The 14,308-nt window shown below is 43.6% G+C and carries 14 protein-coding genes; 3 read left to right on the top strand and 11 right to left on the bottom strand.

Annotation, left to right across the window (positions count from 1 at the left end; translation table 11 throughout):
- Positions 1 to 77 precede the first annotated feature (77 nt).
- On the bottom strand, positions 78 to 755 hold the full coding sequence (gene bshB2 / locus PQG66_RS05545) for a bacillithiol biosynthesis deacetylase BshB2 (protein ID WP_272035957.1): 678 nt from the start codon (positions 753 to 755) through the stop codon (positions 78 to 80).
- Between the two features lie 22 nt (positions 756 to 777).
- On the bottom strand, positions 778 to 1,122 hold the full coding sequence (locus PQG66_RS05540) for a YojF family protein (protein ID WP_272035956.1): 345 nt from the start codon (positions 1,120 to 1,122) through the stop codon (positions 778 to 780).
- Positions 1,123 to 1,332: 210 nt separating this feature from the next.
- Between PQG66_RS05540 and PQG66_RS05535 the strand changes: the two genes are divergently transcribed.
- Positions 1,333 to 2,103 (top strand): DUF817 domain-containing protein, encoded by a 771-nt coding sequence (locus PQG66_RS05535; RefSeq protein ID WP_272035954.1) that lies wholly within the window; start codon positions 1,333 to 1,335, stop codon positions 2,101 to 2,103.
- Between the two features lie 228 nt (positions 2,104 to 2,331).
- Here the strand turns inward: PQG66_RS05535 and murB are convergent, their stop codons facing one another.
- The 5 genes from murB to PQG66_RS05510 form a co-directional block, all read right to left on the bottom strand.
- A complete protein-coding gene (gene murB / locus PQG66_RS05530; protein ID WP_272035952.1) occupies positions 2,332 to 3,225 on the bottom strand; it encodes a UDP-N-acetylmuramate dehydrogenase in 894 nt (297 codons plus the stop codon).
- 397 nt (positions 3,226 to 3,622) lie between these two features.
- Entirely contained in the window at positions 3,623 to 5,674 is a 2,052-nt protein-coding gene (locus tag PQG66_RS05525; protein WP_272035950.1) for a serine hydrolase domain-containing protein, read from the bottom strand.
- A 110-nt stretch (positions 5,675 to 5,784) separates the two neighbouring features.
- Positions 5,785 to 7,041 (bottom strand): ATP-binding protein, encoded by a 1,257-nt coding sequence (locus PQG66_RS05520; protein ID WP_272035948.1) that lies wholly within the window; start codon positions 7,039 to 7,041, stop codon positions 5,785 to 5,787.
- Between the two features lie 34 nt (positions 7,042 to 7,075).
- The gene (locus PQG66_RS05515) at positions 7,076 to 7,816 is read right to left on the bottom strand and encodes a LytR/AlgR family response regulator transcription factor (RefSeq protein ID WP_272035946.1); all 741 of its coding nucleotides are present in this window, start codon (positions 7,814 to 7,816) and stop codon (positions 7,076 to 7,078) included.
- Positions 7,817 to 8,058: 242 nt separating this feature from the next.
- A complete protein-coding gene (locus PQG66_RS05510; protein ID WP_272035944.1) occupies positions 8,059 to 8,367 on the bottom strand; it encodes a hypothetical protein in 309 nt (102 codons plus the stop codon).
- A gap of 238 nt (positions 8,368 to 8,605) precedes the next feature.
- Between PQG66_RS05510 and PQG66_RS05505 the strand changes: the two genes are divergently transcribed.
- Positions 8,606 to 9,031 (top strand): hypothetical protein, encoded by a 426-nt coding sequence (locus PQG66_RS05505; protein ID WP_272035943.1) that lies wholly within the window; start codon positions 8,606 to 8,608, stop codon positions 9,029 to 9,031.
- Between the two features lie 86 nt (positions 9,032 to 9,117).
- Here the strand turns inward: PQG66_RS05505 and PQG66_RS05500 are convergent, their stop codons facing one another.
- Positions 9,118 to 10,350: an exo-alpha-sialidase gene (locus PQG66_RS05500; protein ID WP_272035941.1), complete on the bottom strand. Its 1,233-nt coding sequence runs from the start codon at positions 10,348 to 10,350 to the stop codon at positions 9,118 to 9,120.
- A gap of 19 nt (positions 10,351 to 10,369) precedes the next feature.
- The gene (locus tag PQG66_RS05495) at positions 10,370 to 10,738 is read right to left on the bottom strand and encodes a hypothetical protein (protein ID WP_272035939.1); all 369 of its coding nucleotides are present in this window, start codon (positions 10,736 to 10,738) and stop codon (positions 10,370 to 10,372) included.
- Positions 10,739 to 11,005: 267 nt separating this feature from the next.
- Here PQG66_RS05495 and PQG66_RS05490 point away from each other — a divergent pair, with 267 nt between their 5' ends.
- Positions 11,006 to 12,286: a stalk domain-containing protein gene (locus tag PQG66_RS05490; RefSeq protein ID WP_272035936.1), complete on the top strand. Its 1,281-nt coding sequence runs from the start codon at positions 11,006 to 11,008 to the stop codon at positions 12,284 to 12,286.
- A gap of 124 nt (positions 12,287 to 12,410) precedes the next feature.
- Here the strand turns inward: PQG66_RS05490 and PQG66_RS05485 are convergent, their stop codons facing one another.
- Positions 12,411 to 13,292 (bottom strand): carbohydrate ABC transporter permease, encoded by an 882-nt coding sequence (locus PQG66_RS05485; protein WP_272035934.1) that lies wholly within the window; start codon positions 13,290 to 13,292, stop codon positions 12,411 to 12,413.
- Positions 13,293 to 13,307: 15 nt separating this feature from the next.
- Complete coding sequence (locus tag PQG66_RS05480) at positions 13,308 to 14,198, bottom strand: carbohydrate ABC transporter permease (protein WP_272035931.1); 891 nt, start codon at positions 14,196 to 14,198, stop codon at positions 13,308 to 13,310.
- Between the last annotated feature and the right edge of the window lie 110 nt (positions 14,199 to 14,308).

Below are 14,308 nucleotides of genomic sequence, written 5' to 3'. Positions count from 1 at the left end.
TACGTTGTGCTCTTTTGTGTCCAATTTGTGATTGAATGAAAGAAAGCCGCCGTATTGGCGACTTTCTTTCATTCAGCTTATGCGAATGGATAGGTCCAAAAACGTTCACGCCCAAAGCGGGCTTGAAGTTCTTCATCGTTCAGCTTGCGGTTACCAAGCAACTCCGCAGCCTGAAATTGTGAACGGTGAGCACGAATCGAGGCCAGCTTTTGCGCCAAAAATTCAGAGACATCTACGGTTACATCAGGCTTACCAATATGCTGCTCATGATTATTAGAGAAAGCAACACAGTGAACGACTGGGCGCTGCTCCTGTGGCAGACGGCCGATGGCTCTAATGACTGCGGCTCCTGTCGCATCATGATCCGGGTGAACACTGTATCCGGGATAAAATGTAAATACCAGGGAAGGTTTGATTTCCTCAAGGAGAGCCATAATACTGCCATCCAGCAATTGAGGATCTTCAAACTCTACCATTTTATCGTGAAAGCCAAGCATCCTTAAATCTTGAATTCCAATCGCACTAGCTGCTTCAATAAGCTCCTCTTTGCGAATGGATGGCAGAGTCAAGCGATTCGCGAACGGCGGAATACCCATGTTACGTCCCATCTCACCCAAAGTTAAACAAGCATATGTAACGTGTGCTCCACGATCAATGTATTTAGCTAACGTACCCGATACGGAGAATGCTTCGTCGTCTGGATGGGGATAAACCACCAGGATGCGTTGATGCTCATCATGTGCATTCTTTGTCATAATGTTGTTCCTCCACTTCCATTTAGAACTTCTCAAGGCTCAGCTGCAGAGCGACAACCAGTTTGCCTTGGCTGTCATGGCCGGCCATAATCAGTCTATCTTGTTCCTGCTCATCTATGTGAGTAAGCCCTTCAGCGTAAACCCAGCCTTCTGTTGTTTTCAGACCTACACGGTAAGGTCCCTCACCTGAAATGGAGCCCTGAGTATATCGAATGGCTGCGTTAGAAATAAAGGCCGAGGCTGGATGCCGTGAACTATCATAATGTTGAGCGTAAGCGCCTGTTGTCATTTCAAGATGCATGTATACATCCTGATTAACAAGGCGATCGAGCCGAAGCTGGATATCTTGTGGTTGTATCAGTTGCATGACGGCCTCCCTGTTTCATGTAAAGTATGAACTCCATTTTACCATATGCAACAAAGAATATACATTTAAACTGCTCTAATGCATAATCTGATGCATAAAATGAAGGCTTTTCTTGTTTTATTTTTCAAATGCTACAAGATCGATTAGATTATTATATAGAACCATGGCAATTTTGAATCCAGATCAGAAATTTAAAAGGAGTTACTCCCGATGAAATCGATCATTCAGCTATTACATTTTGGCTATCATCAAGCCATGAGCTGTATCTTTCCCGTAGCCATTTTTGGTACGCTGGCACTTTCAAGTATTATCCCTTTTCCTTATATCTACCGCTATGATGCCATCCTGCTTATCTTGCTTGCCGTCCAGTATCTCATGGTGCGCAGCGGGCTCGAAACGCTGGATGAAATCAAGGTAATTTGTGTGTTTCACTTGATCGGGCTGATGCTCGAGATCTACAAAGTCCATATGGGATCATGGTCTTATCCTGAACCGGCATATACGAAGGTATTTGGCGTCCCCCTCTACAGCGGGTTTATGTACGCCAGTGTAGCCAGCTTCATGTGTCAGATCTGGCGAAGACTACGTATGGATATGACCAGCTGGCCTGGTATGATTCCTTCGATGATGCTAGGCGGAGCAATCTATCTTAATTTTTTCACCCATCACTTCATTCCTGACTTTCGCTGGTGGTTGACAGCACTCGTATTTGTGGTGTTCTGGAAAACGTGGATCATCTACCGAGTCCGACTCACAACATACCGTATGCCCCTGTCTCTTGCCTTTATTATTGTAGGATTTTTCATCTGGCTGGCTGAAAATATAGCTACCTTCTTTAACGCCTGGAAATACCCTGATCAGCATGAGAGCTGGCAATTGGTGAGCTTTAGCAAGATCAGCTCCTGGTTTCTATTAGTTATTATCAGTGTGATCATTGTGGCTCAGCTCAAATATGTCAAAGCCAATCGTACAGCCAAATAACAGCAGAACCCAAACTTACAACTTACATCTTACATGCGCGCATAACGACAATATCCTTTTCTAACTCACCCACACTTCAAACATGAGCACAATTCACGTATTGTTCTCCTCGTTGCACAGATAGACCATAAAGAAGCCGCCAATTGGCGGCTTCTCATCCTATTGATCACGTTTAGCCTCGGGGCAGGCAATACACATGTACCCCTACTCCGTCTTTCAAAATTCTATCTAGTACTCTCCCAAGAAAATTACTTCCGTTTCCAATTCAACCTGGAACGTATCCCACACCTTTTTCTGAATAAATTGAATCAGATCTTCGTAATCCTTGGCCGTAGCATGATCCACATTGACGATAAATCCTGCATGCTTGGTGGAGATTTCAGCACCCCCGATGCGCATACCCTGCAGTTGACAATCCTGAATCAGTTTGCCAGCAAAATATCCTTCTGGACGTTTGAACACACTTCCGCAGGAAGGGTATTCTAAAGGTTGCTTCGATTCCCTCAGGAACGTTAACTCCTTCATCTTGCTGGAAATCTCCTCCGGGTCACCTTCGTTAAGCTGAAATTCGGCATCTAGAATAATATAATGATCCATCTTAAAGAGACTGTTGCGGTAGCTCAGCTTCATCTCTTCACGTGGGATAACGACAACTTTGCCTTCACGAGTGATGACCGTCGCCTTTTCAATCACATCGGCAATTTGTCCTCCATAGGCACCAGCGTTCATATATAGAGCGCCTCCTGTACTACCAGGAATGCCGCAGGCGAATTCCAGTCCAGTTAGCGTATGTTGAAGTGCGGTTCTGGACACATCAATAATATCAGAACCGCTTTGCGCCTTGATCCGTGTGCCATTCACTTCAATCTGATCGAAGCGGCTAAGTGAAATCGTGACGCCGCGGATGCCTCCATCCTTAATAATGACGTTAGAGCCTTTGCCGATGACGGTCAATGGCAGCTGATGGCTGTTCGCGATTTCCACTACTTTGGTGATCTCTTCCACCGTCGTCGGATGAACGAGAATATCAGCTTTTCCTCCAATTTGAATAAACGTATGATTTTTTAGGGGTTCATTAAATTTCACTTTTTCTTCAGGTATGTGGTTCTCAAAAATATTCATGATTTTCTCTCCCTGCGTTCTTCAAAAAGAACATGATTCCTACATTGTAAATCGAAACACACTCCGATGACAATCTATCCTCATAATTCCCTGCATAAACCGAGTACATTCACCTCTATATCTAGATAGTATTCGCTGGACTTGTACAGTAATTACAGTTGTTTGACGAAAATTCGTGCGATACGAGATAAAAACTAAAAAAGAACAAGATGTTTTATTATCGTCAGTGGATTGAATAATCTAAATGAGTGCTCTTTAATCGATGATTAAAACATGACAAAAAATGAAAAACGCTGGAGTCTATGCTCGCAGCGTTTTAAGAATGATAATTGAATTTTCCTTTTGTTCAGACATCTCTGAATCAATAGCACATGAATTCACACGTTTACCATCACATTCATTTCACATGGATACGGAAAATATCACCGGCGTTACCACCAAAAACGATAAATCCTTTTTGAGGCAGTTTAGTTGTTTTCTCCCCAGTCGCTATGGAGAAATGCAGCACTTCTCCTTGCTCATTATAGACGGCATAACCGCCTTGATCTGGCGATTCCACTGTTATCGTTTTTTCTGCAGTTTTGCCACTAATGGCATACCACCGCGCTTGACCATTAGCCGGAATGGTTGTCATTCCTGAGCTCCCACCAAAGATCGGCTGAATAGCTTGTTCGGAAATGTATTCCTGTCCATTCTGTATAAGAATTTCCGCACCCTGTTTGTTCATCATATTTAGATCAAATGCATCCCGACCGTTCATAACAGGGATTTCTGCCACATTCTCTGTATTATTTTCATCTGTAATCCGTGTCCCGTTCACATAGCCATGCTCCAGATCGACTTGGAGATTTTTAATGAGAATCGATGGAACGAGATAAAAAATGGATGTGATTTTTTCGTCCAGTGCAAAATATTTCGAACCATTTCGGGCAGCCCAATTCTCCATTGTGCCCTTATCCAGCTTATTATGTTCCAGCTTTTGATAATCGTACGAGCTCATAGCCACCTGTCCCAGCCCCGGCAAGCTTAGATAGCCTTGAACCTTCACATATATCTTTGCGTTACTCTCCTTCACAAAACTGACTTTAACACTTCCATCTTCACTGGTAAAATAATCATCACCTGTGAACACATACTGTTGTTCGGGGATAATTCCGCCCAGTAATCCGGGTAATGTAAATGCTCCGTCCTGAATATTAATCTCCAGTGTTGTACCTACCATTCCATACAATCCCGAGTAGTTCTCAAGCTCAGCAGGCATAGCTTTCTTAACAGGAGTGGAGAACGTTTTATCCGGTTTGATGTGATCTATAACACCTTGTTCATTCAACAACTCCAGCAACACTTTACTGGCGAACATCTGATTGAATATGGAAGAACCACCTGAAGACAAGACAGCCATAGATATGTCATGCTCGGGGATCGTGATTAATATACCATGATACATCATTGTGTCTCCGCCCTTGGCAAGTGCCTTGATTCCATACTCACTGAAGGGGGCAAGTTCAACCGCATCCCAGCCGAGACCATAGTTGAACGAATTCACTTCATCCGACACCCAAATCCCTTTTCGATACTCCGAACTTTGCATCGACTTGGCTGAAGCTTCAGACAGAATATCTGAGCGATTCCCCATCAGCACTTCGGCAAATTGAGTTAGTTCCTCCGAAGTTGAATACAAACCACCCGTACCAAGAATATTCGCATTTTCTATAGGCATTTTGTGCTGAAGTGTGGGCCAATACGCTCCAGCTAAGTTGTCTCTATTGAATGTGTCCAATGGCGTTTTGGTTGAATGTAGCTGCAACGGCTTGCTGATGAACTGATCTACATATTGACTGTAACTCTGTCCACTCATCCGTTCCACCAGAATCTCCAGCAATTGAAATCCATCATTCGCGTAGACTGAGTATTCCCCCGGCTTCGACTTGAGCCGTTCTGTTTGAAGCTTAAGCAACAGCTCATCTTTATTACGTGTATCATTATCATCAAAAAGCATACTGTTACCATAGTGAGTACCGTATAAGCCGGATGAGTGATTCATTAACATACGCGGTGTGATCTCTGTGTAACGGGGATCAGCCATCTTAAAATCGGTAATGTAAGTAGTTAGGGGCTTATCCAGGTCTACCTTCCCGGAATCCACCAGCATCATGACTGCAGATGTGACGTACATTTTGCTCACTGAGCCTATGCCGTACATGGTGTCCTGACCGACCATTTTCTGACTCGCTTTATCATGGAATCCCGCCGCATCCGATAAAATAATTTCACCTTTATCCATAATCGTATATTGCAAACTCGTAACACCATAATTTTGAATCATGAACTCCGCAATCTTCTTTGCTTTCCCTTCGATCGTCTGCTCCTGATCTGCCTTAGCGTGGACTCCCGATACGGGCATAATGACAAGCATGATCATACACAAAATCGTAATTATCCTTTTCATTCGAACTTCCTCCTTCGTTGGATATATATGCATAAATTCATCATATTCGCCACAAGAGAGCTGAACGAAAAAGAACCCTGAATGGAAAAAAAGAACCCCTGAACGACAGTTCAGGAGTTGTAAGGAAGAACAACCATATTATTAAATGACCCTTGCTTCTGTTCAATCGTCATATGTCCTCCGTATTTCGTACATATTCTAGATATGTTCGTCAGACCGAAACCATGGAATTCCAAATCCGATTTATTCGTTTTCAAGTCTGCCGCTTGCTGGGTGGTGTGGTTCATAATCTGGACTACTAGCGTTGAAGCTGTAGAATGAATAGCGATTAACATATAACGGTCTTCAGCAACTCGTACTTTCTTAGAGGCTTCAACAGCATTATCCAGCATGTTCCCGAGCACGACACATAAGTCATAACGCTCAATGTGTACATCTTGGGAATGCAACTGTATGCGTGTATCCACCCGAATTCCATTTGCTTGTCCGACGGCCAGTGTATTTGTAACTAGCGCATCAATGACGAGGTTCCCTGTATTCACGCGCTGATACTCATGCTCTATCGTGTTCATGGTGAATCGGATATGATCCCGTGCTGCACTTAATTCATTCCGTTTCATACACTCTTCGATATATAGAAACTGCTGATTAATATCATGAATAATGCTTTTTATATTTTTGAAGCTGTGCACCGTCTTTTCATAGTTCGCATCCTGGTAATCCATCTGTTGCTGTAGCTGTGCGTTTTCATGAGCAAGCTGCGTCTTCTCTACCACATTATCAAATACGTACACGATAAATACATTGAGAAAAAGAGAACCGATGACTGAAAAAATATAATAGATATTTTTCTCACTGTATATCGAAATAACATTAATCTGATAGACCGTAATAACCGTCACGATCAAAAATAAAAAATAAGATCGATAGTGGATCTTAACACTTTTGCGCTTAACAATAAGGTTCACAATGGGGATCACAGCAAACATAATACTGCACCCTAATAAGAGAATTTTAGTAAATAACCAAAAATACTCGGGACCATAAATAGCTTCTACAAAGTAGTCGGTTCCTTCAATTGCACTAACAATATAAATTGAAATTAAATTGACTGTTGTCAGCAACGCTGCGTACATGACGGTATACATAATCTTTATTTTTAACTCAACCTGATAAGATTGCGCCAAACTAAAGATAAAGACCAATGCGATGATCGTAGAAAGAGCTCCAGGTAACCGGATTGCCAAATACAAAAAGTTCAACAGGATAAACACGATAAAATATATAGCTCTGCGAGGTTTGCGTCTGGACTTGCCGAGCACAGAATTGAAATAAAAATTAGTCTGAAAGGTCATTAGCAGAGTCATAAAAACGACGGACATCAACTGAAAGATAATCATCTTATTGAACCGTCATAATCATATATTTAGTATACGTATCTTTGACTTCTTTGATTTTGGTGCGACCTATGGGCAATGATGTTCCGTCCAGCATGGTGACCTGTGCGCCTGTAAACTTATGTACATACATCAAATTGATGAGAACCGAACGATGAATCTGCATAAAACCGTGATCTTTCATTGTAGACGCATATGCTGACAGAATGCCTTTCGTTTCATACGTATGGTCACGTGTCATTATTTTTAGCTTGTTTTTGATTGTTAGGCTCTTAACGACCTCAATCCACAGGATATCTTCATATTTCAACATCAAATCATCGTAATCCGATTTTATAACCACGTACTTTTTATCCATCGCCTGAAAATAATGGTGAAGTTTGATCATTTTCTCTTCCAGTACATGAGCTTGGATCGGCTTAATCAAATATTGAAAAGTCATGACATCGAAACTTTGAACCATATACTCTGGATAGCTCGTCAGAAACATGATCTGCACATCCATGTTCTTCATTCTTCTAATCTCGTTGGCAGTCTGAATGCCATTCATTCCTCCCATTTCTACATCCAAAATAAGCAGATGAAATGAATCTTTCTGATTCACATAATGTTCCAACAATTCTTCACCCGAGCTGAACATGGTGATATGGAATTCCATATTCGTTTTGAGCGAAAACGCAGCCAGCAGATGTCTTACAAGCTCTCTCTGTTGTCCGTCGTCGTCACATATAGCTATATGATACATTCACGCTCCCGCCTTCCGTTTAAGCAAGCTATGCTCCTTTATTCTCTATATACTACTTTATCATGTATTGGAGCATTGAAATGGGTTGAAATGCATTCACACCACCCTGAAATGCAAATGAAGATCCGTAGAACTCATTAAGATGATATCTCAATTCAACCCAAAAAGGACAAAACAGTTACTACTCTGTCTTGTCCTTTTGTTATTATGACAGCTTTCGCTGATCAGTTCTCCCCCACTGGTTACCCTTCAACGATATCGGCCTGCAGATGGGATGCTGCCTCCATCATGACTGGAACAATAGCCTCATTCGAGATAGCTACGTAAAGCTCCCCCATGTACAAGCGAAATGGATATTGCCGCTCTTCATGGCGCCACATAAAGAAGTCTCCTTCAATGGTCATCGTACTCTCAGCCCCAATGATATCAAGCACCGTGGAATAGGTGAAATCCGGTTTGGAAGAAAAATAGGCTTTGCACTCCTCCAATAAAATAGGTTGTTCCGCGTTATTCTGCTGCATCGATCTGGTTATTTTAAAGCGTTGATTCATCTTCGAATGCCTCCAAGTTCATCTTATTCATCGTTTCAAACCATAAATCAATTTCATACACATAACTACGTATTTTCTCATGTTGTTCTATCTGTGTCAAAGAACAAGGTCATCGCTCCCTTCATTCCTATTCGATGTAAGCTCACCCTCCTAATTTAGCTCATTCTGAGCGCTCGTCCATGCGAACGTGACAATATTGAATATAGTATCCTATCCGATAAATTAGGAGGGATTTATATTGACCAAACTTCTTGATGCAAGAGTATCAGTGAATGCAACACTTTTCAATTCCATCGCCATTCCTATTCCAATTATTAATACACCTCAATTATTTGCACAAATCGGATTAATAACTGCCGGCGCAGGTCCTAATCCGAGAGTATTTCTGAAAGGTACGATTACAGTTCAGCTTCCACTCGCCCTATTTCAAGTACGGATTACTATTGTACGAGGCACGGCTCCTACTGATCCACTCGTATATTCCGCCAATCACACGTACGGCTTAGGCGGACTACTTGTACCGGAAGTTATCACTTTTTCTGCGAATGACTATAATCCGCCTGTAACTCCCCAGATAACGTATACTGCATTTATCAGTACCAATCTGTTAAATACCATACGGGTAGGACCCGAAAGTCTGGACGGATTTATCGTTTCCGATTAAACACGGTGTATAGCAAGAAAAACCCATACCTGCAACCTGAGCTCTGGAAAACAGGTATGGGTAAAATTATGATATGGATTGTACAACTAATTCCCGAAATAAACATCGAGTTTACCTGTTGGTGGCGTGGTGGCCATCCACACAGCAGCCAGATTATCCGGGGCATATGTAGCCGCTGTAATATAGTCTCCGATTAGAACGGTCGGCGTAGGAGAAATGCCATTGGGATTAAAGGACGTTGTCGTTAGACGGCGATTGCTGAAGGTCAATCCACCATCGAAAGATTCGGCAACAAATACATCCAGCAAAAATCCGTCGATTCGGTTCGTATAATAAATTACCCGTATCGTTCCCGCAAATGGAGAAACCGTGATGGAAGGAAAAAAGTTCTGCGTACCTGGGGGTGCTGCGGTAATGCTTATTGGGTCAGACCAAAGGAGCCCATCGGGAGAAGAGCAAAGTAGAACGTCCGTGTACCCGGCGCGGGCATCATTCCAAACGGCATACAGGGTTCCACTGTTCGGACCATTGGATATGTCTGCAGCTAAACTCAGATTGGTCTGCACTCGGAACGAATAGTTCGGTACGGGTAGTGGAGATGGAGACGGCACTACCGAAGATATAAATGTGGATTGTCGTTCAATAGGTGGTTGATAATTGATTCCCCCATCGTATGATATACGCAGTAATGCGGAAGGGCTGGCTGGTCCTGTAATGATATAACCTGCATAGACTTCTCCGGAGAAACCAACCGCCAACGCTGCGCGGTCATGAATACCACGAGGACTCGATTGCCGATCAGGTGGTTCCCAAGACACTCCTTGTGTTATAGATCTCTGAGTAAAAATAGCAGAAGAAGTTGTAGCCAGAGGAGTATACCCTACATATGCATGACCTCGATATGGGCTGCCAGGTGAACGATCTACAGCAATGAAAGGCTCATCGTTATGGACGATTGTTCCAAACCCTAACTGTACAATGACAGGCGGCTGCCATGTGGCACCATCATCGAAAGAGGTATAGCTTACAATTGTTCCGTCGTTAATTCCGTTAAATAAGTGCACTGTGACGATAAAGGTACTTGGAAATGTATAGTCAATCGTCGGTGCTTCTGCCCCTGCATAACCTGCGGGTTGAGGAAGAACGGTAGTAGACCAGGTATTCCCTCCATCGATGGAGCGATAAAATCCGGTAAGTGTTGGCCCGGTACTGGTATCTACAGCAACAACACACAAAATATCGGGATTTAGTGTGTTGACCGCAATGGAAGGCTCAAACTGATTGCCTGCCAGAGCACCCGTAATATTTACAACAACCACTTTCATCATCTCTTTTCTATTAAGGAATATTGGTGAAACGGTCAATTAAAGTCATTTCTGATTGAAGGACACGCTGAATAATCTGGCCAGTGGAATCCACGCCATACACATGAATAATGGTGCTAGTCGCACTGAAGAAATCACTTTGCACTTCAAAAAACGCTGCGTTGATCAGCGGATATATAAAGGTTCTGGTTGCTTGCGGCAAAATCTCAACTAAATCATGAGCTAGGGGAGTCCGAGTCAATTGGGTCGTATCCCATCTGAAAACCTCCAATTCAACATTGACTGGAGCATTCAACGAATCATTAATACACGTTACAATTAATTGAGTGGACTGCGTCGCTCCTGCTGTCGGATTATAAACAAGGCCTGTAGAGTTTGGCATGATATCCCCCCTTCCATTACCTCTAACCCACTATATTGCTAATAAAGCTTGGGTTATGACCCTTTTAAATCTTCATATTGGAACAATATGAAGATTTTGTTATGATAGATTGGCCCATTCATATCATAATCTACGAGTCCTTTCTCATAGAGTTATGATATGTTCGAGTCTTACCAAATCTTTTGTTGGATGGATTAGAAAATAATAGATTCTAATCCAGTAGACTTTACCTCAAAAGTAAAACTAACACCTGGAGGTAACCTGACCATGCTCATGCAACGTACTGGAAAAATAGCTGTCGCAGCCGTTATGGCCCTATCAATTATGAGCAGTATCCCTGCTAATTTAAGCCACAGCCTTCATGCCGCTCCTGCGATCTCCGTTCAACTGGATCATGTGCTTTTGAAGTTTGATGCATCGCCTCGGATCGATCAGGGGGTGACCTATGTTCCATTCCGAACGGTCGGAGAAGCACTCGGCATTGATATTAAGTGGAACAGCAAGACACAGACTGTAACCGCAGAGAATACCTCCAAAGGAAAAACGACCAAAGTCGTCCTTCAGGTAGGTAGCAAGACAGCCACTGTGAATGGTGCCAAAGTGAAACTTGCCGCAGCACCCGTACAGCGCGAAGGACGTGTACTCATTCCTCTTAGTTCCTTCAGTAGCCAATTCGGCGTAAAGACTAGCTGGGATCAAAAGACACGAACCGTTTCTATGATTTCACCTCAACGTGAGATGCATCTCCGAGGGTTCTATGCTATAAGGGCCTACCACGAGATCGATCTGTTGCCTTCGATGAATTCGGTTGCTTTTGGCTGGAGCCGGATTGAACGTGATGGTCAGTTTACACTCGAAGGAAAAGAGTACCAGATTCCAGCTCCTGCTGGTGAAGTAACCGCTCAATCGATCGTGGCTGACGCGGCTAGTCAACAAATCCTGCCGAGTCTGATGGTTTATGCATTGGATGGAAATGGCGAATTAACCAAAGTACTGAGTGACAGCAGCTTACGCCAAAAGTCCATTGAAGGCATTAAAGCAGCCGTACAGGATTACGGCTTTGGCGGTGTAGTCCTAGATTTTGAGGGACTTGGCTTCAAGCTGGACGCGAAACAACAGCAACAATTACTGAATGAGTACGTGAAGGAACTCAAGCAATCCCTGCCTCAAAACATAGCGATCTCTCTGGCACTTCCGCCGCTGAATAGTGCGTATAAAGGATATGATTACAAAACGCTCGCTACGTTAGCGGATGACCTGATCATTATGGCTTACCAGTATAACCCGGTAGGAACCGAAGCCCAGGTCCCAGAACCGAACAGTCTGGTCAATGAGGCGATCGAGCTTGCACTTCAGGCAGGTGTACCTAAGGAGAAGTTGTTGCTTGGCATAAGCATCAATAGTGAAACACCTGCATCCGTCGGGGACAAGCTAGGGCTTGCTAAACGATATGACCTTAAAGGCGCAGCCTTCTGGCGTCTGGGTCTGTTCCGTACGTACAACACGGAGATGGAATCTGCTGTGGAAGCATCAGTGATCAAGGAATAGCGCCCAGCCTGACTCATAAGTTATATTGTGTGAAAGCGGAGAATTACCGCAAAAAACACGTTCCTTTATGCTAAGGAACGTGTTTTTTTATGTTTTCATTTTCGATATCTATGAATATAGTCGACTATCCTTTTACAGCACCTAGAGCAACACTTCCGATAATTTGTTTGGAGAATACGGCAAACACTACAATGATCGGGAGGATGGAGATCGCTACGCCCAGATACAATAATCCGTAGTCCATGCCATAATAGCCTTGAACCAGGGCAACCAGCACGGGGAGTGGATATTTATCCAGGGAGAAGAACAACACGAGCGGTGTCAAAAAGTTATTCCATGATCCAATGAATGTGAAGATACCTAGTGCCGAGATGGCTGGCCCAAGAATGGGCAGTACGATCTGATTGAACGTCCTGAATTCATTCGCGCCGTCTACTCGAGACGACTCAATGATCTCATCCGGAATACTGCTCTCCATAAACTGTTTAATAAAAAATACGTTAAAGGCGTTCGCCGCCGCAGGTAAAATAATGGCCGCATAACTGTCCAGCAGGCCAAGTGTACTGAACAAACGGTAGACCCCAATCAGCGCCAATTGGCCTGGAACCATCATTGTTGCGAGCAGAAACAGGAACAGTCCGGTGCGCCCTTTAAAATTAAACTTGGCAAAGCCATAGGCCGTTAACGCACCGATATACAACGACAACACCGTGGAACTGCCAGCGATAAAAAAGCTGTTGGCGAAGCCGCGCCAGATGTTGATTTTGGAAGCCATGTTCACATAATTGTCCACCAGAAATGTACCCGGAAGGAACGTAAAACTCGAAGCAATCGATGCGTTGTTATGGGTGGAATAGATCAGCATCAGATAAAACGGAATCACACACAATACAGCGAGGGCGATCAGAAATAGATAAATGAGGATTTTCCCCAATGTCAGCCGCTGACGAAGCGCATGATGTTGAACTACGGCCTCTCGCTGCGCGGCAACCTTAGCAGTTTGCATACAATCTCTCCCTCCCTATGAACGGCTCTTCCGTTTGGTCATGATGAAGGATGCAACCGATAACAGAATGATAATGACGAACAGACAAAATGCAATCGCAGCTCCGTAACCAAAACGTGTACTCTGGAACGCCACATTATACAGGTACATAATGCTGGTCATGGCCGCACGGTCTGGTCCACCGTTGCCGTTAGTCAGTGTAAACGGCTGGTCGAAAATCTGAATGCCACCGATGATGGACGTAATGACCTGGAATAGAATAATCGGTTTAAGCATCGGCACGATGATATGCATGAAGATGTGTTTTTTCTTGGCACCGTCGATCTGGGCTGCCTCTTGCAGTGCCGGATCAATGCCTTGCAGACCTGCCAGGTAGATGACCATGGAGTAGCCAAAGTACTGAAAGAAGAGGATTGACGACACAATTAGCCGCATAAACCAGGGATCATTTTTCCAATTGATCGGATCTTGAATCAACCCTGTCTGCACGAGAAAATGATTAAGTCCACCTGATTGCCAATCAAAGATCAGACTGACAAGCAAACCGAGCGAAGCCGCTGTGACGATATTCGGGAAAAAGTAGACCGCACGGAAAATATCCCGCCCTTTTAACAGCTTGTCGTTCAAAATAAAAGCCAGGACAAGGGATATCGTCAGTTGCGGTACAACCGACACCCCCCAGATGAAGAGTGTATTGAACAACGTTTTGTAGAAAAGCGGGTCCTGAAGCACGGCAACATAGTTACCGATCCCGACAAACTCAGGTGTTGTGATTCCGTCAAAATTGGTGAAGCTGATGTACAGCGAGTACAGAATCGGATACAGTCCAAAGATGGCAAACACGATAAAAAATGGTGCGATAAAGTAGTACCCGTAATGGTCCTTGCGAATCGTTTTGGCAAACATGTGCTGTCCTCCAATCATCAATATGACCTAAAGCAAACAACGAGGTTACACAAGCTCTTCTGTCCTCTCCGTTATTTGGTAAACGCTTAGTTAACTTCATAGGTTCTGGA

Origin of the sequence: Paenibacillus sp. JJ-100, assembly GCF_948329825.1 — a bacterium.
Taxonomy (GTDB): domain Bacteria; phylum Bacillota; class Bacilli; order Paenibacillales; family Paenibacillaceae; genus Paenibacillus.
Note: the sequence above shows the minus strand (reverse complement) of the source record. Positions and strands in the feature narration are given on the sequence as shown.

What these genes read in the sequence shown, in the direction of transcription:
- PQG66_RS05525 (WP_272035950.1), bottom strand. Translation starts at nt 5,674, where the DNA reads ATGAAAAGGATAATTACGATTTTGTGTATGATCATGCTTGTCATTATG.
- murB (WP_272035952.1), bottom strand. Translation starts at nt 3,225, where the DNA reads ATGAATATTTTTGAGAACCACATACCTGAAGAAAAAGTGAAATTTAAT.
- PQG66_RS05485 (WP_272035934.1), bottom strand. Translation starts at nt 13,292, where the DNA reads ATGCAAACTGCTAAGGTTGCCGCGCAGCGAGAGGCCGTAGTTCAACAT.
- PQG66_RS05520 (WP_272035948.1), bottom strand. Translation starts at nt 7,041, where the DNA reads ATGACTCTGCTAATGACCTTTCAGACTAATTTTTATTTCAATTCTGTG.
- PQG66_RS05480 (WP_272035931.1), bottom strand. Translation starts at nt 14,198, where the DNA reads ATGTTTGCCAAAACGATTCGCAAGGACCATTACGGGTACTACTTTATC.
- PQG66_RS05515 (WP_272035946.1), bottom strand. Translation starts at nt 7,816, where the DNA reads ATGTATCATATAGCTATATGTGACGACGACGGACAACAGAGAGAGCTT.
- PQG66_RS05540 (WP_272035956.1), bottom strand. Translation starts at nt 1,122, where the DNA reads ATGCAACTGATACAACCACAAGATATCCAGCTTCGGCTCGATCGCCTT.
- PQG66_RS05535 (WP_272035954.1), top strand. Translation starts at nt 1,333, where the DNA reads ATGAAATCGATCATTCAGCTATTACATTTTGGCTATCATCAAGCCATG.
- PQG66_RS05490 (WP_272035936.1), top strand. Translation starts at nt 11,006, where the DNA reads ATGCTCATGCAACGTACTGGAAAAATAGCTGTCGCAGCCGTTATGGCC.
- PQG66_RS05510 (WP_272035944.1), bottom strand. Translation starts at nt 8,367, where the DNA reads ATGAATCAACGCTTTAAAATAACCAGATCGATGCAGCAGAATAACGCG.
- PQG66_RS05495 (WP_272035939.1), bottom strand. Translation starts at nt 10,738, where the DNA reads ATGCCAAACTCTACAGGCCTTGTTTATAATCCGACAGCAGGAGCGACG.
- bshB2 (WP_272035957.1), bottom strand. Translation starts at nt 755, where the DNA reads ATGACAAAGAATGCACATGATGAGCATCAACGCATCCTGGTGGTTTAT.